General features: G+C 73.3%; 17 protein-coding genes and 1 pseudogene. 8 read left to right on the top strand and 10 right to left on the bottom strand.

What is annotated here, in order from left to right; translation table 11 throughout:
• Positions 1–259: 259 nt before the first annotated feature.
• Both VF746_05260 and VF746_05255 read left to right on the top strand, forming a co-directional pair.
• Positions 260–2,401, top strand: coding sequence for a PASTA domain-containing protein (locus tag VF746_05260; protein HEX8691803.1), 2,142 nt, complete (start codon positions 260–262; stop codon positions 2,399–2,401).
• Positions 2,398–3,024 carry a hypothetical protein gene (locus VF746_05255; protein ID HEX8691802.1) on the top strand — a complete coding sequence of 209 codons (627 nt, stop codon included), beginning with the start codon at positions 2,398–2,400 and terminating at the stop codon, positions 3,022–3,024. The genes VF746_05260 and VF746_05255 overlap by 4 nt, the downstream gene beginning before the upstream one ends.
• Positions 3,025–3,031: 7 nt before the next feature.
• Here the strand turns inward: VF746_05255 and VF746_05250 are convergent, their stop codons facing one another.
• On the bottom strand, positions 3,032–3,427 hold the full coding sequence (locus VF746_05250; protein ID HEX8691801.1) for a hypothetical protein: 396 nt from the start codon (positions 3,425–3,427) through the stop codon (positions 3,032–3,034).
• Positions 3,424–3,819 carry a HEPN domain-containing protein gene (locus tag VF746_05245; GenBank protein ID HEX8691800.1) on the bottom strand — a complete coding sequence of 132 codons (396 nt, stop codon included), beginning with the start codon at positions 3,817–3,819 and terminating at the stop codon, positions 3,424–3,426. Before VF746_05245 ends, VF746_05250 begins: the two co-directional genes overlap by 4 nt.
• A gap of 274 nt (positions 3,820–4,093) precedes the next feature.
• On the opposite strand from VF746_05245, the gene VF746_05240 reads away from it, so the two are divergent.
• The 4 genes and pseudogenes from VF746_05240 to VF746_05225 all read left to right on the top strand — a co-directional run bounded on the left by VF746_05240 (position 4,094) and on the right by VF746_05225 (position 7,828).
• The gene (locus VF746_05240; GenBank protein HEX8691799.1) at positions 4,094–6,238 is read left to right on the top strand and encodes a PASTA domain-containing protein; all 2,145 of its coding nucleotides are present in this window, start codon (positions 4,094–4,096) and stop codon (positions 6,236–6,238) included.
• Positions 6,235–6,867: a hypothetical protein gene (locus VF746_05235; GenBank protein ID HEX8691798.1), complete on the top strand. Its 633-nt coding sequence runs from the start codon at positions 6,235–6,237 to the stop codon at positions 6,865–6,867. The genes VF746_05240 and VF746_05235 overlap by 4 nt, the downstream gene beginning before the upstream one ends.
• 188 nt (positions 6,868–7,055) lie before the next feature.
• Positions 7,056–7,403, top strand: a pseudogene (locus VF746_05230) (TonB-dependent receptor plug domain-containing protein).
• Positions 7,400–7,828, top strand: a complete 429-nt coding sequence (locus VF746_05225) for a TonB-dependent receptor plug domain-containing protein (GenBank protein HEX8691797.1) — start codon at positions 7,400–7,402, stop codon at positions 7,826–7,828. The pseudogene VF746_05230 and the gene VF746_05225 overlap by 4 nt, the downstream one beginning before the upstream one ends.
• A gap of 185 nt (positions 7,829–8,013) precedes the next feature.
• Here VF746_05225 and VF746_05220 read toward each other — a convergent pair whose 3' ends face one another.
• From VF746_05220 to truA, 3 genes are all read right to left on the bottom strand, one after another.
• On the bottom strand, positions 8,014–9,549 hold the full coding sequence (locus VF746_05220) for a carboxypeptidase M32 (GenBank protein HEX8691796.1): 1,536 nt from the start codon (positions 9,547–9,549) through the stop codon (positions 8,014–8,016).
• 223 nt (positions 9,550–9,772) lie between these two features.
• On the bottom strand, positions 9,773–11,209 hold the full coding sequence (gene purB, locus VF746_05215; GenBank protein ID HEX8691795.1) for an adenylosuccinate lyase: 1,437 nt from the start codon (positions 11,207–11,209) through the stop codon (positions 9,773–9,775).
• A 403-nt stretch (positions 11,210–11,612) separates the two neighbouring features.
• Positions 11,613–12,425: a tRNA pseudouridine(38-40) synthase TruA gene (truA, locus tag VF746_05210; protein HEX8691794.1), complete on the bottom strand. Its 813-nt coding sequence runs from the start codon at positions 12,423–12,425 to the stop codon at positions 11,613–11,615.
• 230 nt (positions 12,426–12,655) lie between these two features.
• Between truA and VF746_05205 the strand changes: the two genes are divergently transcribed.
• The gene (locus VF746_05205) at positions 12,656–13,891 is read left to right on the top strand and encodes a GAF domain-containing protein (protein HEX8691793.1); all 1,236 of its coding nucleotides are present in this window, start codon (positions 12,656–12,658) and stop codon (positions 13,889–13,891) included.
• Positions 13,888–14,934 (top strand): anthranilate phosphoribosyltransferase, encoded by a 1,047-nt coding sequence (trpD, locus tag VF746_05200; protein ID HEX8691792.1) that lies wholly within the window; start codon positions 13,888–13,890, stop codon positions 14,932–14,934. Before VF746_05205 ends, trpD begins: the two co-directional genes overlap by 4 nt.
• A gap of 81 nt (positions 14,935–15,015) precedes the next feature.
• Here trpD and VF746_05195 read toward each other — a convergent pair whose 3' ends face one another.
• From VF746_05195 to hisS, 5 genes are all read right to left on the bottom strand, one after another.
• A complete protein-coding gene (locus VF746_05195; protein HEX8691791.1) occupies positions 15,016–15,597 on the bottom strand; it encodes a hypothetical protein in 582 nt (193 codons plus the stop codon).
• Positions 15,566–15,790, bottom strand: coding sequence for a hypothetical protein (locus tag VF746_05190; protein HEX8691790.1), 225 nt, complete (start codon positions 15,788–15,790; stop codon positions 15,566–15,568). Before VF746_05190 ends, VF746_05195 begins: the two co-directional genes overlap by 32 nt.
• Before the next feature lie 300 nt (positions 15,791–16,090).
• The gene (locus VF746_05185) at positions 16,091–17,551 is read right to left on the bottom strand and encodes an amidase family protein (protein ID HEX8691789.1); all 1,461 of its coding nucleotides are present in this window, start codon (positions 17,549–17,551) and stop codon (positions 16,091–16,093) included.
• Positions 17,552–17,691: 140 nt separating this feature from the next.
• On the bottom strand, positions 17,692–18,063 hold the full coding sequence (locus tag VF746_05180; GenBank protein ID HEX8691788.1) for an endonuclease domain-containing protein: 372 nt from the start codon (positions 18,061–18,063) through the stop codon (positions 17,692–17,694).
• Positions 18,064–18,201: 138 nt separating this feature from the next.
• On the bottom strand, positions 18,202–19,641 hold the full coding sequence (gene hisS / locus VF746_05175) for a histidine--tRNA ligase (protein HEX8691787.1): 1,440 nt from the start codon (positions 19,639–19,641) through the stop codon (positions 18,202–18,204).
• Positions 19,642–20,095 lie beyond the last annotated feature (454 nt).

Here is a 20,095-nt window from a genome sequence, read left to right as displayed (position 1 = left end):
ATGCGCCGCCGCCTCGGACGGACGCCCGCCCCCGCCCGGTGCGTTTCCTCTTATCCGTTGCCGACGAACGACTTACCATCTTCGACACACTTGCATCCCAGAATTCCCGTTTCTTGCACGTAGTGGCTTCTGCCCGCCGTGCGACCGGCGGTTCATGCTCCCATCCTTCATCCTGCCCCGTACGCGGCCCACCCTTCGCCGCGTTTCCGGGAAGAGGCACATCGTGCAGACGCAGTGCAGTGCATGGCGGGTCCCCGCGTTGCCGCCCAAGCTCCTCGCGCTCGCCGCCTTCCTCGCGTGCCTGGCGGCTCCCGCGCCGCTGCGCGCGCAGGACGACAGCGTCGCGGTCCCCGACGTGACGCGGCGGGGGATGCGGGAGGTCCGGCGGGAGCTGCGCGGCGCGCGGCTCGAGCTGGGGAGGGTCGATTCGGCCGACTCGCGGCTCCCGGCGGGGACGGTGGTCGCGCAGGACCCGCCGGCCGGCTCGCGGATGCGGCCGGGCTCTCGGGTGGACGTCACCGTCTCGCGTCCGCGGCGGCTCACCGTCCGCCAACTCCTCTTCCCCGCGCTTTCCTCCGGCGCCGATCCCTGTTCCTGCGCCCCCCCGGCAGTTCCGGTGCGGCCGGGCATCTCGGTGGGCCCGGCGCTGGTGCATCACGACTTCGTGCGCGTGCCCGACCTGTCCGGCGACACGCGGCGCGAGGCCGAGCGCGAGCTGACCGGAGTGGACCTGGTGCGCGGCGCCGTCGACTCGGCCGCCTCGACGCGCCCGGCGGGGACGGTGGTCGGGCAGCACCCCGCCCCGGGGACGCTCGTGCGGCGGGGCACCCCGGTGCGCCTGACGCTCGCCCGCCGGCCACCCGTCCGCGCGCCGGGCACGGCGGGAGACACGCTGCGGGAAGCCGGGCCCCGGCGGGCCGGCGCGGATTCGGTTTACGGGGGGCGCACCGATCCGGCCGGGCCGGCGCGCCCGCCGGGGACGGTGCCTGTTCCGGAGCCCGCGGCGCCGGTTCAGGTGCCGCCGGGGACGCGGCCGGGCGTTCCACCCGCCCGGCGGCTCCCGGTCCCGGTACCCGGCTTCGTCGGCCGGCCGCCGTCCTCCGGCGTCCCGACGGCCGGGTCCCATCCCGCTGCGGTCCCGGACGTCGCCGGGGGTGCCCCGCCAGCCGGGTCCCGTCCCGCCACGGTCCCGAGCGTCGGCGGAGGCGTACCGCCGACCGGGCCCCGTCCTGTCACTGTCCCGGACCTCGCCGGGGGCACACCTCCGACCGGGCCCCGTCCCGTCACGGTCCCGAGCGTCGGCGGCGAGGCGCCCGCGTTCCCCGTGATCGTCCTGTCTCCCGGGGCGGGCGAAGGCGGGTCCGCGGGGACCGGCTCCCGCCCGGCGGTGTCTCCCGGGTCGAAGCCCGTCGCGGTTCCCGACCTGGTGAAGCTCACGCTCGCGGAGGCGTGGGCCCGGCTCGAAGCGGCCGGCTTCACGGTGCGCACCGACCCGCGGCAGGCCGACGGCGCCTGGAGGGTGGTGTCGCAGCACCCCGCCGCCGGCGGCGACGCGCCGGCCGGGACTCCCGTGCTGCTGACCCTGGAGCCTCCCTCCCCGCCTCCCCCGAGCGTCGGCAGCCTCCCCTGGCTCGTCGCGGCGGGCGTGCTGGCGATGGGCGGCGTGGCGGCGCTCTGGCGGAAGCGATGGGAGCGGCGCGGCGGCGTGAGCGCCGTTCTGGTGGTGACCGGCGCCGCCGGGCGGACGCCGGGCTCGGCGAAGGTGCCGGTCGGAAAGCTGGTGTCCGCGCCGGAGGCGACGCCCCGCGCCCACGGCGGTGCCGCGGGCGTGCTGGGCGGCGCGGGCGTGCTGTGGAAGAGGCTGCGGAAGCGGCGCGGCGGCGCGAGCGCCGCTCCGGTGGAGACCGGCGTTGCCGGGCGGACCCCGAGCTCGGCGAAGGTGCCGGTCGGGAAGCTGGTGGCCGGACCGGAGGCGACGCCCCGCGCCCACGGTGTCGCCGCGGGCGTGCTGGGTGGCATGGCCGCGCTGTGGAAGAAGCTGCAGAAGCGGCGCGGCGGCGCGAGCACCGCTTCGGTGGAGACCGGCGCCGCCGGGCGGACCCCGGGCCCGGCGAAGGTGCTGGTGGCCGGGCCGGAGGTGGCGCCGCGCGCCCACGCCGGCGCCGCGGGGGTGCTGGGTGGTATGGCCGCGCTGTGGAAGAGGCTGCGGAAGCGCCGCGGCCGCGTGGGCACCGCTCCGGTGGTGACCGCCACGGCCGAGTGGGACCCGGGCCTGGCGCGGGTGGTGGCGGCCGGGGCGCTCGTGTCCGGGCCCGGGGTGAGGCTGCGCGCCCACGCCGACCCGGGAACCCAGAGCGTGGAGAGCGGTGGGCCGCTGGTCGCCGCGGAGGTGGAAGGATGAGCGGGGAGGTGACCACGCTGGCCGGCGCGCTGTCGCTGGACCGGGCCACGGTCGAGCGGATGCTGGCGGTGGCCGGGGTGAAGGAGAAGCTGGGGGAAGTCCCCGCCCGGATGCTGGGCGGGGTGCTCGACAGCGTCCGGGACCAGGTGCTCTCCCGCGTGCACCTGGTGCTCGACGTCCCCCTGCCGACGCTGCTGGCGGGCGCCTGGAGCCGCTGCATGGACCTGCGGAAGTTCTGCGACCCGAAAGCGCACCCGCCCGACGAGGTGAGCGTGGTGACGCTGGCGAAGCACACGGTGCGCTCCGTCCACCGGCCGCACGTGGCCGTGGAGGTGACCGGCGGGCCCGTGCCGGTCAGGCTGCGGATGGACTTCGAGGTGGGGTTCTGGGCCGAGGTCGAGGCGGCGAGGCTCACCATCCAGGCGGCCAGGCTCCGCAGGCTCCTGCGCGGCACTCTGGCCTACGGGGTGAAGCTCTCGTTCCAGGGGCGGGAGCTCAGGGAGACGAACGGGACTTTCACGCTGCCGGGGGAATTCTCGTTCGGCGAGGGAATCCCGATCCTCCCGACGATCCGGGTGGAAAAGCCCGTGGAGCCCGCCGCGGGTGCCGTCGCGGATCGATGAGCGCCGGTCAGGCCGCCTTCGCGACGGGCGGGCGGCAGGTGATGATGTAGCCCTTCTCGATAAACTGGAGTCCGAACTCGCGGTTGCGCACGATCACCTTCCCGTGCTCCACCGGGTGCTCCTCGTACAGCTCCTCCAAGTCCTCGAAGTCGGTGGGGATCACCATGGTGCGGTAGATGTAGCGGCGCTCCTCGGGGGTGATCTCCTTCCCGATCTCCTCGAGGAGCTGCTTGCTTGCCTCCCATTCGTCGGAGTCGGCCCAGGGCGCCGAAAACACAACATCCCAGGAAATCCCGGCATCCTCGCGAAGGAACAGCGCGAAGAGGGTGAACGGACCGTGCTTCTCGGACATCCGGAGCTCGATCTTCTGCATCTTCTCCACAATCTGCTTCATGACATTCATAACACCCTCACGAGCACCTGTGTGGAGCGGAGCATCTTCTCCGCGAAGGCTCGGCTGGTACTGCCGATCGGCCTGTATCGCTGCACGGGATCCCACTTCACTACGGCGTCCCAATGCAAGCCATACCTGCCGGTGATCCGAGGCGACTGCCCGGAAAGCTCCAAGAGCACGTCCAGCCGGTGTGTCTTCAGACTGTGGTAGTGCTCGAATTCCTTGTTCGTGTCGGGAAAGCCCGTCCACCGCAGCGTACGGCAGATGCGTGCCTTGAGCGCGGCCTCCACCGCGTAGCCGCAGATGTAGGCCGCCGCGTCGTAGCGGCCGGCGCGGAAGAGGGCCTTCGCGTCGCGCAGGCGGCCGCGGGCGAGGTGCTTCAGGTCGTCTGCCGCGATCATGAAGATAGTGGAAGGCGGGCCGCGGGTAAATGGACGAACCGAACGAAGGCGCAAGGATACAGGCGGGAGTTCCGCAACGCAATTGCCCGAAATGACCGCGTCCGCCGCGGGCGCCTGGCGAGCGAAACCATTGTGGCACAGGCGCTTTGCATGTATCGTGGAAACTCCAGTCGGGGGATCGGACGCTCCATCGTCTCCTCGCCGGCGCGCTCCGCCCGTCTCCATCCCGCTCCCGCAATCCCCGTCCGCCCGCCTCACCGAAGGAGGGTCCGCCTTGCACATCCGAAGTACCGCTCGCCGTCTTCCCGCGCTCCTCGCCTTCGCCCTGCTCGCCGCGGCCGCCGCGCTGACGGTGCCGGGCCCGGCGCGCGCGCAGGACATCACGGCGGCGCGCAGGCTCCAGGTGCCGAACGTGGTCGGGCGCACGCTCGACGAGGCCACCGCCGTGCTCGCCCGGGCGGGGATCAAGGTGGCGGGGACGGAGACCGTCACCGCGAGCGCCCCGGGCGGCACCGTGGTCCGGCAGTCTCCCGGGGCGGGGAGCGTGGTGCCGGCCGGGACCACGGCGACGCTGTTCGTGTCGAGCGGGCAGCGGGACCCGCAGCAGGAGGGGCAGGACACGGCCTCCCGGCCGCGCCTGGTGACGGTGCCCCCGCTGGTCGGCCAGTCGCTGCGGACGGCGGACGTGGCGCTCGCGCTTCTCGGGCTGCGCCGGGGCCAGGTGGACTCGGTGGACTCGCAGGCGCGGCCCGGCCGGATCGTGACGCAGGAGCCCGCGGCCGGCGCGCGCGTTCCGCGGGGGACGCCCGTGCGGCTGACGCTGGCCCGCGCCGCCGCGCAGCAGGCGGTGGCCGTCCCCGACCTGGACGGGCGCACGGTGGACGAGGCGGAGGCGCTCCTGGCGCGGGTGAAGCTGGTCCTCGGCCCCATCGACTCGCTCGACTCGGGGAGGCCGGAGGGCCAGGTGGTGCGCCAGCGCCCCGCGGCCGGGACCGAGGTGGCGCCCGGCTCGCGCGTGGGCGTCAGCGTCGCGCGCTCGGCGCTGGTGCGGGTGCCGGCGGTCACGGGGCAGCCCCTCGCCCGCGCCGGGGCCATGCTGCGCGAGGCCGGGCTGCGGGCGGCCGGGCCCGACACCGTGACGGCGCGCGGCGAGCCCGGCACCGTCGTCCGCCAGTCGGTGGCGGCGGGCGAGCTGGTGCGGCCGGGGACGGCGGTGCGGCTCTCGGTGGCGCAGGGCCTGGTGCGCGTCCCCAACCTGGCCGGGCGCCCGCTGGACGAGGCGGGCGCGCTGCTGCGGCGGGCGCGGCTCGCGCGCGGCGCCGTCGACTCGGCGGGCTCGGACCGGGCGGCGGGGACGGTGGTGCGCCAGTCGCCCGCCGCGGGGGCCGAGGTGGCGCCCGGGACGGCGGTGCGGCTCACATTGGCGCAGGGGCGGGTGCGCGTCCCCGACCTGGCCGGGCGCCCGCTGGACGAGGCGGGCGCGCTGCTGCGCCAGGCGCGGCTCGCGCGCGGCGCCGTGGACTCGGCCGGGTCGGACCGGGCGGAGGGGACGGTCGTCGGCCAGTCGCCCGCGGCGGGGGCGGAGGTGGCGCCGGGGACGGCGGTGGCGCTCACGCTGGCGCAGCCGCGCCTGGTGCTGGTGCCCGACGTGGTCGGCGACCCGGCCGCCGCGGCGGCGCGCGACCTGGAAGCCGCCGGGCTGCGTGCGGGCGGCGTCGACACGGTGGAGTCCACCGACGCGGCCGAGACGGTCGTGCGCCAGTCGCCCGCGGCGGGGACGCGGGTGCGCGCGGGGACGGTGTTCACGCTCGGCGTCTCCCGCGGACCGGATCTGGCGGTCGTAGACACGCTGGGCGGGGACACGCTGCCGCCGGATGGGCTCGACACCGTGAGGCCCGGTCCGACCGTCCCGAACCTCGTCGGCCGGACGCTGGCGGAGGCGCGGGCCGCACTGGCGCCGCTGGGGCTCTCGGCGGGCGTCGATCCCGCGCTGGGCGACAGCGCGAAGTGGCTGGTGGCCTCGCAGGCGCCGCCGGCGGGGACGGCGGCGGCGCGGGGGACGGCGGTCCGGCTCGAGCTGCGGGCCCCGCCTCCGCCGGCCGCCGGGCGCGGGGAGCGGCGCGCGCCGTGGCCGTGGATCGTCCTGGGGGCGCTGGTGGCGGGCGCGCTGCTGGCGATCCGGCTGCTGCGCAAGCGGCCGCCCGCCGCCCCGCCCGGGCCCGCCGCGCCGGCCACCGTGAAGGTGCCGCCCGTCGTCCGCACCCGCGGGGAGTGGGACCCCGGCGCGCCCGAGGTGGAGGTCGCCGGGAAGCTGCTGGGCGGCTTCGAGGTGACGCTGGGTGCCGCGGCCGACGCGGGAGAGCAGACCGTCGAGACCATGAGGGAGGGAGCCTTGATCGCCGCCGAGGAGGCAGAATGAGCGAGACCGTGGCCACGCTGGGGAGCGCGCTCGCGCTGGACCGCGCCGAGACCGAGCACCTGGTCGACGCGGGCGCGAGGGGGAAGGGCTTCGCCGGGATCACCAGGGACGTGCTGGCGTCGCTGCTGCCCGACATCTGGAGCGAGGTCGCCGCCCGGGTGCGGCTGGTGATCGACGTCCCCATCCCGAGCATCCTGGGCGCCGGGTGGAGCCGGTACGTGGACCTGCTGAAGTTCTGCGACGCCGAGCGCTACCCGCCCGACAGGGTGAGCCTGGTGCCGCTGGCGACGCACACCGTCCGCTCGCGCCACCGGCCGCACGTGGACATCGAGGTGAGCGGCGTGGTGCCCGTTCCCGTGACGCTGCGGCTGAACTTCCAGGTGGACGTCGCGGCCGACGTGCAGGGGGCGAAGCTCGCCATCCAGGGCGGGAAGATCGCGAAGCTGCTGGGCGGGACGGTGGGGCTCAAGGCGGCGCTCTCCTGCGAGGGCGAGCGGATCGTCGCGCGCGAGTCCACGCTCACCCTCCCCGGCGAGCACTCCTTCGGCGCGGGCATCCCCATCGTCCCGGCGATCCCGCTGCGCGACGTGGTGATCGCGGGGGTGACCCCGGCGCGGCCGGACGAGTAGGCGTCACGGAACGGGCCGCGTGCTCGTTCGCCTCCAGCCGCGACACGGCCGCCGAAGCACGAGCCCCTCTTCCGCACGGGAGAGGGGCTCGTCTTTTTCGGGCCGCCGGAGGCCGAGCCGTCACAGACCGGCCGCCGCGCTCGTTTTCCGGAAGTCCACGCTGGTCCGAGGTCCACTCGCGCGAAAGGAGCCGGGCGATGAGCATGCGTCGTAGGAGCTGTGCGCTGGCGGTGGCGGCCGGGGTGATCCTGGTGTCCGGCGGGTGCGCGCGGGACGTGCTGGCGCCGCAGGCCAGGGGCGAGACCGGCGTCACCTCCCGTACGATCGGCCCGGCGCCGGTCGGGATCGGCCAGCAGCCGCTGTTCATCGTCGACGGCGTGGAGATCGAGGCGGAACGGGGCAGGCTGGAGGGGCTCAACGCGGCCGGCATCCATTCCATCGAGGTCATCAAGGGCCCCGCCGCCGTCCACATCTACGGAACGAAGGCGCGCAGCGGCGCGATCGTCATCACGACGAAGGACGGGGCGGGGCAGTGACGCGCTTCGCGCTGCCGCTGTGCCTGGCGGCGCTCGCCGCCGCGTGCGCCGACGCCGTCACCGCGCCGGTGGCGCTCCTTCCCCGGGTGGAGCCGGATCTGGTCGCCACACTGGCCCGCAAGGCCGAAGGCGTGACGGTGACCACCTCGCAGGGCACGGCCGAAGGCGTGAGAGTGATGCCGGGCGAGGCAGTCCGGTGGTGTTGCGCCTGCCCGATCCGCCCGGGGGCTCCCGACGAGCAGCCGCTGATCGTCATCGACGGCGTGCCGATCGAGCCGGGAAGTCAGGCGGAGATCGAGCCGGAGGAAATCGTCGACGTCCAGATCCTGAAGGGCTTCGCGGCCACTGAACGGTACGGCTCCGCCGGTCGGTACGGCGTCATCCTCGTCCGGACCTCGCGCTCCACGGCTCGCGCAGGACCGTAGCCGCGGCGGAAGAGCGGCCTGGGTGAAGCATGAACCCCTCTCTTGGGCGACAGGGAGAGGGGTTCGTCATCTTCGGACTTCGGACGCGGGTCATACCACGTTCAGGGCATTGCTCTGGTCCAAACCTGAATAATCTCACATTCGGTTCAGATCTGAATCCCCGAACAAATCTCAGCAATTCAGGATCAGATCCCGTAGATCGGGCGGATCTTCGCCTCCAGGTAGCGCAGCAGCGGCTCGTGCGAGAGGCGGCGGCCGGTGATGCGCTCGCAGAGCTCGGGGGCGGTGTAGCGCCGCCCGTGCGTGAAGACGTGCTCGCGCAGCCACGCCAGCAGCGCGCCGAACTCGCCCCGCCGCACGTCGTCGTCCAGCCCGGGCAGCGCCTCGCGGATGGTGGTCCAGAACTGCGCCGCGTACAGGTTCCCCAGCGTGTAGGTGGGGAAGTAGCCGAACGAGCCCATCGACCAGTGGATGTCCTGCAGCACGCCGCGCCTGTGGTCGGGCACCTCCAGCCCCAGGTCGTCGCGGACGCGCTCGTTCCAGGCGCCCGGCAGCTCCGCGATGGGGAGGTCGCCCGAGAGCATCGCGCGCTCCAGGTCGAAGCGCAGCATGATGTGCAGGTTGTAGGTGGCCTCGTCGCTCTCGATGCGGATCAGGTTGGGCTCCACCACGTTCATCCCGCGGTAGGCCGTCTCCACGTCCAGCGCCGCCACCTCCGGCGTGGCGAGCTCCTCGCGCATCCGCGGCAGCGCCCACTCCCAGAACGGGCGCGAGCGGCCGACGAAGTTCTCCCACATCCGCGACTGGCTCTCGTGGATGCCGGTGCTCGCCGCCTCGGCCAGCGGCTGCCCGAAGCGCTCGGCCTTGGCCAGGTTCTGCTCGTAGAGGCCGTGCCCCGTCTCGTGCATCACGCTGGCGAGCGTGCTGGGGAACTGGTCCTCGGCGTAGCGCGTGGTGAGCCGCGTGTCGCCGGGGCCGATCCCGTCGCAGAACGGGTGCGCGGAGACGTCCAGCCTTCCCGCCTCCAGGTCGAAGCCCATCCGCCGCACCAGGTCCTTGCTGAACGCCTCCTGCCGGTCGACGGGGACCGGCATGCGGTGCCAGCTCGTGTCCGGCTTGGTCCCCGACTCGGCGACGGCGTGGATCAGCGGCGCCAGCCCGGCGCGGAGCGCGTCGAAGGTGCGGTGGATCTCGGCGGTGGTCATTCCCGGCTCGAACTCGTCGAGCAGCGCGTCGTACGCCTCGCCGCCCTCGGCCCAGCCGTACGCCTGCGCCTTCTCGCGGTTGAGCCGCACCACCTTCTCCAGCCACGGCGCGAACGCCGCGAAGTCGCTCCGCTCGCGCGCCTCGCGCCAGGCGTGCATCGCGCGCGAGCTGGTCTCGGCCATCTCGCGCACCAGCTCGGGCGGCAGCTTCGTCACCCGGCCGTAGTCGCGGCGCAGCTCGCGCAGGTTGGCCGCCGTTTCGGGGTCGGCGGTGAGCGAGGCGTCGGCCTGGCACTCCTCCAGCAGCTCGCCGATGCGCGGGGAGGTGCGGCGCTCGTGGATGATGGACGACAGCGCGGCGAGCTGCTCGCTCCGCAGCGCCGCCGCCCTGTGCGGCATGTAGGTCTCCTGGTCCCACCCGACCACGGAAGCCGCGGAGTACAGCGTCGCCGCCTCGCGCATGAGGCGGGTCAGCTCGGCGTAGGCGGGATGCTCGGGGCGCGTCTCGTCGGTCATTCGGTGGTCTCCGGCGGGTTCAGTCGATGGGGTTCGGTGCGGGCTGCCGCGCGGTGCCCTCTCCCTGGCGCCTGAGGCGCCTGTCCCTCCCCCAAAAACCCCTCGGGGGAGGGACCTCGGCGCTTCGCGCGACGGGCGGGGACGTTCCGCGCTCTCCCGCCCGCACTCACGCACTCACGCACTGTCACTTCGCACCCAGGATTTCGCACTTCGCACTTTCCCGTCACACCCTCAGCTCCGGCGCGGCGTCCCCGGCCGCGTCCGGGTAGCGGGCGAGGACCGGCTCCACCCACTCGGCCAGGAACTCGTCCACCTGCTGGGGGGCGCGGCCCACGTACAGCTCCGGGCGCAGGTCCTCCTCCAGCTCCCGGCGGGTGACGCCGAACGCCGGGTCGGCGGCGATGCGGTCCAGCAGGTCGTTCGGCAGGCCGTGCTCCTTCACCTGGCGGCCGGCCTCGATGGAGTGCACGCGCACGCGCTCGTGCAGGTCCTGGCGGTCGCCGCCGCGCTTCACCGAGCGCATCATCAGGTTCTCCGTGGCCATGAAGGGGAGCTCCTCCATCAGCCGGCGGCGGATCATCTCCGGGTACACCACCATCCCGCCCGCCACGTTGTGCAGCAGCAGCAGGATGGAGTCCACCGACAGGTACGCCTCGGGGACGGCGATGCGCTTGTTGGCCGAGTCGTCCAGCGTGCGCTCGAACCACTGCGACGCGGCAGTGAACGCCGGGTCGATCACCAGCGCGATGGCGTGGCGGGCCAGCGCGTTGATCCGCTCCGAGCGCATGGGGTTGCGCTTGTACGGCATGGCCGAGGAGCCGATCTGGTGCTCCTCGAACGGCTCCTCCACCTCCTTGAGGTGGGAAAGTAGCCGCACGTCGTTGGCGAATTTGCTCGCCGATTGCGCGATTCCCGCCAGGGTGGCCAGGCAGGCGTAGTCGGTCTTGCGCGTGTACGTCTGCCCGGTGACGCCGTAGACCTGCTCGAACCCCATCTTTTGCGCGACCAGGCGGTTCAGCCGCTCCACCTTCGCGCCGTCGCCCTCGAACAGGTCCATGAAGCTGGCCTGCGTCCCCGTGGTCCCCCGCACCCCGCGGAAGCGCAGCGTCTGGAGGCGGAACTCCACTTCCTCCAGGTCGAGGAGCAGGTCCTGGATCCAGAGCGTGGCGCGCTTGCCCACGGTGGTGGGCTGGGCGGGCTGGAAGTGCGTGAAGCCGAGCGTCGCCAGGTCGCGGTGCTCGCGCGCGAAGCCGGCGAGCGCGGCCACGGCGGCGGCGATGCGGCGGGCGACCAGCCGGAGGGCCTCGCGGTGCTGGATGAGGTCGGTGTTGTCGCCGACGTAGGCGCTGGTGGCGCCCAGGTGGATGATGGCGCGCGCCTCGGGGGCCTGCTCGCCCAGGTGGTGGACGTGGGCCATCACGTCGTGGCGCAGCTGGCGCTCCAACTCGGCGGCGCGCTTCAGGTCGAAGTCGTCCAGGTGGGCGCGGATCGCCGCGACCGCCGCGTCGGGGACGGGCAGCCCCAGCTCGCGCTCCGCCTCGGCCAGCGCCAGCCAGAGCCGCCGCCAGGTGCCGAACTTGAACTTCGCCGAGAAGAGGTAGCTCATCTCCGGCGAAGCGTAGCGCTCGGTCAGCGGGTTGGAATAGCGGTCGATCGCCATCGTCCGATCGTGAGGTTGCTCCGCACTGAGGATTTGGGCGTGTCCCTCCGCTGCGCTCCGGGCCGGGCTGCGCGCGCCGTAGGGCAGCAAACCACGCTGCCCAACGGCGCCGGGCCACCGCGGCCACAAACCCCCGTGGCCGCGGCGTCCCGGCCCTCCGGGCGCGCATCCCTCACGCGTGGTTTCGTTTGGCCGCCGCGCATCGCGAGTGCCTGAAGACACCCGCTGGAACCACGGAAAGCCTCGCCAACCCCGCGAGGCTTCAACCGCGCACCCCCGTCTCGTACCGCGCTCGATTTCGTCGCGCGAAGCGCCGAAGTCCCTCCCCCAGGGTGTTTTGGGGGAGGGACAGGCGCCTCAGGCGCCAGGGAGAGGGCCCCCCGCCGCGCCGAAGCCCGCCCCCTCACCCCTCCACCAGCTGCAGCCTCCGCCGCCTGGGCGGCTTCGTCCCCGCGTCGGGCGGGTAGGTGACGGCGGTCAGGAACAGCCCCTCGGCCGGCGCGGGGGGACTGGTCTCCAGCCCGGGCGCGCCCTCCAGCAGGTCGGCCACGTCGCCCACCGGCCGCTCGCCCAGCCCCACGTCCACCAGCGTCCCCACCAGGTAGCGCACCATGTGGTGGAGGAAGCGGTTGGCGGTCACGTGGAGCTCCAGCCCGATCCCCGGCCACTCCGCCCAGCGCGCCTCCGTCACCGTGCAGCGGTCGCCGCGCTCCTCCTGCCCCGCCTTGGCGAACGCCTTGAAGGAGTGGTCGCCCACCAGCAGCGCCGTCGCCTCCTCCATCCGCCCCAGGTCCACCGGCCGGGCCAGCGGCCAGCACCAGGGCGCGTTGAACGGCGAGTCGGCCGCGGGCGCCAGCCCCAGGCGGTAGACGTACGAGCGGCTGGTGGCGTCGTAGCGGGGGTGGAAGTAGGGCGGCGCCTCGGCGGCCTCCGCCACCCACACGTCGCCCGGCAGCAGCGCGTTCAGCGCCCGGCGCAGCGACTGCGCCGACCAGCGCTCGGGGACGTCGGCCGCGGCCACCTGCCCGGTGGCGTGCACCCCCCGGTCGGTGCGCCCCGAGCCGACCACCGCCGTGGGGCGGTTGGTCACCTTGCTGACGACGCGCTCCAGCTCGCCCTGGACGGTGCGCTGCTCCGGCTGCACCTGCCAGCCGTGGAAGTCGCGGCCGTCGTAGTGGACGGTCATGCGGACGCGGTGGAAGCCGGGCTCGCTCACGCGCGACAACCTGCCCGCCGTCCCGCGGGCTGTCAAGCGAACGCCGCGCGGCCCAACGCGTTCGCGTGATTGACACGGCGGCCCCGAGGCGGTAGCGTACTCTCCACACCCGAGAGAACGGAAAGGGAACAGGTTACAGGGGACAGGGGACAGCAGGCGCGTCTCCCCTGATCCCCGACGCAGTTGCAGGCTGTACCCTGTCCCCTATCCCCTGTCCCCCGCGGTTCCAGATGAACCTGTTCGTCCGGCTCCACGACGCCGTCGACCCCGAGACCGTCCTCCAGCGCCTCCTCCCCGTGCTGGCCGGCGCGAAGGGCGAGCGCCGCGTGGCCTACGCCTCGTACGACGCCGAGACGGGCACCCTCGCGCACCGCTGGAGCACCGGCGAGACCGGGCACGACATCGAGGAGGCCGCCATCGAGCTGGAGCCCGAGCGGCTGCACGCCCTCCTGGCCGACGACGCCGGCGGCGACCGGCCGCTGCGCCCGGTGGACAGCGCCCCCTCGTGGTGCCTGCGCGACCTCCTCCCGGGGCTCGAGCCCGAGCGCTTCTGGGTGCGCGCCCGCGCCGTGGCGCACGACGGCCGCTGGCTGGGCGTGCTGGTGGTGGCCGAGCCGCGCCGCTGGATGCTTCCCGGGCGCCGCGCCGAGGACTCGGTGGACGCCGGCGGCGACGTGCTGGAGCTCTGCCTCTCGCGCGCGCTGCTGCTGCGCGAGCGCGCCCGCGACGAAGAGGCGCGCCAGGAGGCGCTGCGGGCGCTGGCCGCGGGGACGGCGATGGAGCGGGTGCAGGAGAGCGAGCGCTCGGCCGCCGTGGCCCGCGAGGAGCTGGCGTCGCTGCGCTCGCGGATGGCGGCGCTGGAGCACGCCGCCGCCAGCGCCACCGAGATGCTGATGGAGGCGCACGTCGAGATCGACCGCCGCGCCGCCCGCCACCAGCGCCAGACGCGCGTCCTCTACCTGCTGCGCAAGCTGATGGAGAAGAACGCGGCGGGGATGGCGCCCCAGGCGCTGGCCGAGGAGATCGTGAAGACCGTCTCCGAATCGTTCGGCGGCAACCGCTGCTCGCTGCTGCTGATCGACGAGCACCACGGCGGCCCCGAGCTGCGCCTCTGCGCCGCCGTGGGGCTGCCGCCGGTGATCGCGCGCGACAGCGTGCGCGTGCCGCTGGGGCGGGGGATCTCGGGCGCCGTGGCCAGCAGCCGCACCGCGCTGGTGGTGCGCGACAGCGAGGAGAGCGTCACCCACCCGCTCATGCGCGACGCCTGGTACACCGGCCCCGCCTTCGTCTCGCTCCCGCTCCTCTGCCGCGGGCAGCTCCTGGGAGTCCTCAACCTGAGCAACTTCCGCGCGGGGACGGTGGACGACTACGAGGTGGAGCAGCTGCGCCTGGTCGCCCTCTGCGTGGGGCTCCTGGTGGACCACGCCGGCCTGCAGGGGCGCCTCTTCGACGGGCAGGCGGCGTGAGCGCTGCGGAGGCCGCGGCCCCGGTGGAGGCCGACCTCGGGGAGCTGATCCGCCAGGCCGCGCTGCGCCCGCTCACCGCCGCCGAGGCCGAGGCGGCGTTCACCGAGGTGATGGAGGGGCGCGCCACCCCGGTGCAGATGGCCGCGCTCCTGGTGGCGATCCGCGTGCGCGGGGCGGTGCCGCAGGAGGTGGCCGGCGGCGTGCGCGCCCTGCGCAAGGCGATGGTCCCGGTGCCGGCCGACCCGGCGGGGCTGGTGGACACCTGCGGCACCGGCGGCGGCGCGGTGCAGACCTTCAACATCTCCACGGCCGCCGCGCTGCTGGCGGCCGGGGCGGGGGTGCGGGTGGCCAAGCACGGCAACCGCTCCTTCACCTCGCGCTGCGGCAGCGCCGACGTGCTGGAGGCGCTCGGCGTGCGGCTGGAGCTCTCGCCCGAGGAGGAGGCGCGCGTGCTGGAGCGGTGCGGCATCGTGTTCATGTTCGCGCCGCTGCACCACCCGGCCATGAAGCACGTGGGCCCCGTCCGCCGCGAGCTGGGGATGCCCACCATCATGAACGTGCTGGGCCCGGTGACCAACCCCGCGCACGCGCGCCGCCAGGTGGTGGGCGTCTCCGACCCCGCGCTCCTGGAGCTGATCGCGGGCGCCCTGGCCGAGCTGGGGCACGAGCGCGCCCTGGTGGTCCACGGCGCGCCGGGGCTCGACGAGCTGAGCCCGATCGGCACGACGGAGGTGCTGGAGGTGGCGGACGGGCGGTGGACGCGGCATACCTTCGATCCCGCGGCCGAGCTGGGGTGGGAGCCCGTGGACGCCGCCGGGCTGGAGGGCGGCGAGCGGGCCGAGAACGCCCGCAAGGTGGAAGACGTGCTGCGCGGGGAGATGGGCGGCGCCGCCCGCGCCGCCGTGGTCCTGAACGCCGGCGCCGCCATCTACGTCGCCGGCCGCGCCGGCTCGCTGGTGGACGGCATCCGCGCCGCCGAGGCCACCCTCGACGCCGGCGCCGGCTGGGCCAAGCTGGGCGAGCTGCGCGAGGCGACGGGGTAGGGCTCTGCTTGGACCTGCAGCGTCATCGGGTTTTCCACTGGAGAAATGTCTTCGCAAACGCCTTCGTGACCCGGTAGGTCATCATTGCGGCACCACCGGCGTTTGAGAGAGGACCGCCAGGATCGTAACTCCGACTACACATCCAGCGGCAGCTAACAAGAGGATCTGAGCGACTACCAGTGAACGGGCTTTCTTGCCCAGTATATTCACCAGAGCGGCATTCGTGGTACCCCAGTTCCGATCATATTCCTCGTAGAAGCCCACCAGGCGCTCGGGCCACTCCGCCCGCGGTACCTGGCTTCGAATTGCAGCGATCCATTGTGGGGCAAGAAGTGACGAGGGAGCGGTGGGCATGAGCCGGATCCGCTGAACCCACAATGAAAAGCCTGCCGATAGGACTAATAACAGGACTGTGACGATCAGCAGTTCTGTCGTACCCGCACGTGCTCCTTCCGGGATTTCGCGTGCGAACGCAAACGCCCCGGCCAAAAAAATTCCCGAGATTGCCGCAGTGCCTTGTGCTTTCGTTTCAAGACTGCGCCAACTCTGTGTCAAATCACGGTATGTTTCGGAGTGGGCTTCAACGGCGAGCTTCAAGAGGGCAACATCATCAATGGTGACATCCTCTTCCTCATTCCTCACGGGCAGCGACGTAATCAGCATGTGACACCTTTGCATGAATCGACTGTGCCCGCCGGCACCTCTCCACCATCCGATCACCCCCCGCCACCAGCACCTCCGCCACCGCCCAATCCGCCACCACCGCCAGCACCTCCGCCACCACCGCCAGCACCTCCGCCACCGCCCAGGCCGCCACCGGTCGTTCCGCCTGCACCACCGCCGCGGGTGGCTCCACCGCCGGCGCCTCCACCGCCGGGCCGGAGGTAACCCAGACCGAAAGTCGGAGGAGGCACGTGCTTCGGACAGAAAAGTCCCTGTTCCGCCTCGTTTTCGCAGTCGTGTTCAAGGCACTTCGCCATTTTGCCAGTCCTCGTCGTACTGGTCATGTATCGACCGTGAACTGACTCACCGATAACCGAGGAGATGATCGCAGGCTCCACCTATTCAGCCATGTTTCCACTCTTCTTCCGTCACACGGTCGGACCGCGACCCAGCAGAGGGTCCGGCGCGCTGATCCAGAATCGATGTGTTGGGGTCAGCGCACGCCTGGCGGAGAGAAGCCGCCGGTGAGCGCCTCGACAGCACGGGCGACGGCGAGGACGCCGGCGTCGTCCCAGCGGCGGCCGACCACCTGGATGCCGATCGGGAGGCCGTCGACGGAGCGGGCGGCGGGAAGGACGACGACGGGGTTGCCGGTCATCGCCAGCAGCGACGCCCAGGCGCCCAGCGCCATCGAGTACGACGTCGCCCGCCCGTCCACCGCCACCGGCGCGCCCGTGCGCCGGTGCGTGATCGCCGGGACGGCGGCCACCGGGCAGAGCCACGCGTCGTAGTCCGCCAGCAGCGCCTCCATCGCCGCGGAGTGGCGGTCCCGGCGGTCGAGCGCGCGGAAGTAGCGGTGGGGCAGCAGCGCCAGCCCCCGCCGCAGCCCGCGCGAGAACGGCCCCCTCCCGAAGCGCAGCTCCGTCCCCAGCCGCATCGGCACGCGCGCGTACGCCGGCAGCGCCATCCCCGTCTCGAAGCCGTTGATCTCTCCCCACGTCACCAGCGCGTCGGCGCCGTCGATGTCCGGATTCGCCCGCTCCACGCGCGCCCCGGCCGCCTCCAGCTTCGCCGCCGCGCCGCGCACCGCCTCTGCCGTCTCCGCCGACACCGGGTAGCCGCCGAAGGAGTCCGTCCAGGCGACCCGCAGGCTCGCGGGCTCGCGCGGCGGCTGGAGCGCGAACGGCACCGGGGGCGCGTCGGGGAAGCGCGGGTCGGGGGCGGTGAGCAGCGTCATCGCCAGCTCCAGGTCGGCCACGGAGCGGGCGATGGGGCCGTACGAGCAGATGTGGCGGAGCGAGTAGGAGATGCCGGGGAAGTTGCCGTGGCCGCGCCCCGAGACGCGCGTCTCCGTGGGCTTCATCCCGATCGCCCCGCAGAAGTGGGTGGGGACGCGGATGGAGCCCGCCGCGTCGCTCCCCAGCTCCAGCGCCGAGAAGCCGGCCGCCACCGCCGCCGCGCTCCCGCCGCTGCTCCCGCCCGGCGTGCGCGCGGGGTCCCACGGGTTGTTCGTGCGCCCGTACAGCGGGTTCCAGCACTGCCAGTCGTACGAGCCGAGCGGCGCGTTGGTCATCCCCAGCACCACCGCGCCGGCCTCGCGCAGGCGGGACACCGCGAACGCGTCTTCCCGGCCCACGTGGCGGCGCAGCGGCGGGTAGCCGAAGGTGGTGCGCATCCCCGCCACGTCCCACACGTCCTTGATGGTGACGGGCACCCCGTGCAGCCGCCCCCGGCACTCGCCGCGCGCGAGCGCCGCGTCCGCCTCGCGCGAGCGCGCCAGCGCTGCTTCCGCGTGCAGGTCGACCACCGCGTTGAGCGGGGGATTCAGCCGCGCGATCCGCTCCAGGTGCGCCCGCACCACCTCCTCGGACGAGAGCTCGCCGTCGCGGATGCGCGCGGCGAGCTCCGTAGCGGTCAGGTAGCAGAGGGTGGTGGATTCGGATGCAGCGGGCATGGTGACGCCGATTCGGTGCGTGTCACGGGCTTCAGTGCGGGCGCCGCCGGTGGTGCCCCCTCCCCCGCGCGACCCTCGGCTGCTCGTTCCTCGCAGCCAGAGGGCGCGCTCCCCTCCCCCGCTGCGCGGGAGAGGGGGAACTACTCGTCCGGGAAGATTTGCGGCGTGGCGGCAGCGGTGATCGCCCTCAGGACTCGCGGGAGGTCCGAAAGGACGTCCTTGTTGGTGAAGCGGAGCACGGTGATCCCGCGCGCGGCGAGCAGCTCCGTGCGCTCGGCGTCACGCGCCCGCTGGTCGTCACCTTCGTGCACCGCGCCATCCACTTCGACACACAGCCGGTAGCGCGGGCAGTAGAAGTCGAGGATGAACCGGTCGATCGCGTGCTGCCGGCGGAAGTGCAGCCCGTTGAGCTGCCCGCGCCGCAGCGCCTGCCAGAGCACCTCCTCCGCCGGTGTCGCCTCGCGCCGCAGCTGCCTCGCCCGCTCCGCCAGCTCCGGAGATCTTGCTCGCATCGTCCACGGTAATCGAGCGTGCGATATGTTCACCCCTCTACCGCGAAGCGGGGGAGGGGAGCGCGCCTCTGGCTGCGAGGAACGAGCAGCCGAGGCCGCGCGGGGGAGGGGGCACCACCGGGCGGCGTCCGCGCGGATTTACGCCCCCGGCGCCGCCACCAGCTCCAGGAGCGGCACGCGGCGCTCCTCGCCCGTCTCCATGTCCTTCACCTGCGCCACCCCCTCGGCCACCTCGTCGGGGCCCAGGACCACCACGCGGCGGGCGCCGAGCGCGGAGGCGTTCTTGAACTGCTTGCCGACGCCCTGGTGCCTGAGCGCGTACTCCACCGACCTGCCCGCGTCGCGCAGCGCGTGCGCCAGGCCCAGGAGCGCGTCGCGCTGCTCGGGCGTCACCGCCACCAGGTAGTAGTCGAGCGCGTGCTTCGCGGCCGGGAGCAGGCCGCGGTCGGCCAGCAGCTCCTTCAGCACCACGTCGCCCATCCCGAAGCCGAGCGCGGGGAGGTCCACGCCGGAGACGGTCTTCAGCAGGTTGTCGTAGCGCCCGCCGCCGCAGATGGCGCGCAGCTCGCCCGCCACGTCGAACAGCTCGAAGACGATCCCCGTGTAGTACGCCAGCCCGCGCACCACCGACAGGTCGAAGCGCACGAAGTCTCCCAGCCCCATCGCGCGCAGGTGGCCGAAGTAGGCTTCCATCCGGTTGACCGCCTCGACCAGCTCGCCCATGATCCGGACGTCTGCCTCGCTGCGTTCGGGGATCTCCAGCTCGCCTTCGTCCTCGAAGTCCAGCTCGGCGGGGAACGAGAGGCCGAGGGCGTCCCCGCCATCCCCGTCGTCGCCGATCTCGATCCAGAACCCGTCTTTGTCCGCCGACCCGAAGTAGGCCGCCTTCAGGGCCTCGAAGTCCTTGTGGCGGAAGACGTCGAGCACCGCGCCGGCCACCTCCGCGCCGAGCCCCGCCTCGTCGGTCAGCCGCCTGGAGAGCGCCTCGCGCGTCTCGCGCTCCAGCTTGTCGACGATGTTGTAGACGACCGTGAGCCGGTCCTCGGGGACGCCCGCGTGCAGCAGGAGCGCGCGCAGCAGGCGGCGGTCGGAGACGCGGGCCACGAAGTCCTTCTCGGAGAGCCCGTAGCCGCGCAGGATGTCGATGGCCGCCGCCAGCAGCTCCGCGTCGGCCGAGACGTCGTCCTCGCCGATGATGTCCAGGTTGAGCTGGAAGTGCTCGCGCAGCCGCCCGCGCTGCTGCCGCTCGTAGCGGAAGAGCTGGGGGAGCGAGAACCACTTGATCGGCTTGCGCAGGCCCCCGGCGCGCGCGCCGGCCATGCGGGCCAGCGTGGGCGTCATCTCGGGGCGCAGCGCCACCTCGCGCCCTCCCTTGTCGGTGAAGTTGTAGAGCTGCTGGACGATCTCGGGCCCCGACTTCTCGGTGTACAGCTCGAGCGGCTCCAGCGGCGGCCCGTCGTACTCCTGGAAGCCGTACCGCCGCGCCACGTCGCGCCACACGCCGAAGATGTACGCGCGGACCGCGAGGTCCTCCGGGTAGAAGTCCCGGAAGCCGGGGAGTGCCTGGAAGCTTGCCATGGGGCGGGATTCTAAGGCCGGGAGTGAGAAAGTGCGAGAGCCGGAAAGTGCGAAGTGCGAGGTGCGAAGTGCGAAGTGCGTGGTGGTCGAACGGTGAGCCTTCCTTCCCGCGACGATGTCATCCCGAGCGGCGCCGCGGCGAGTGACCTCGTTATGCACGGAAGCCCGGCGGCGCCCGAGGGATCTACTCACCGCCGCTGGTGGCCAGCCCCGAAGCACCGAGCATCGCGTGGTCACCCCTGCGCGCCGTTATCCTTTCCATGAGCGCACTTCGCACTTCGCACTTCGCACTTAGCACTTCGCACTGCGGCTCCGGGCGTGTCCCTCCGCTGCGCTCCGGGCCGGGCTGCGCGCGCGGTAGGGCACGATACGACTGTGCCCAACCGCGCCGGGCCACCGCCGCCACGATACCCCTGTGGCGGCGGCGTCCCGGCCCTGTCGGGCGCGCATCCCT

The organism is Longimicrobium sp. (assembly GCA_036389795.1).
Taxonomy (GTDB): Bacteria; Gemmatimonadota; Gemmatimonadetes; order Longimicrobiales; family Longimicrobiaceae; genus Longimicrobium.
The sequence above is the reverse complement of the archived record's forward strand: the minus strand, read 5'-3'. Positions and strand labels throughout refer to the sequence as shown.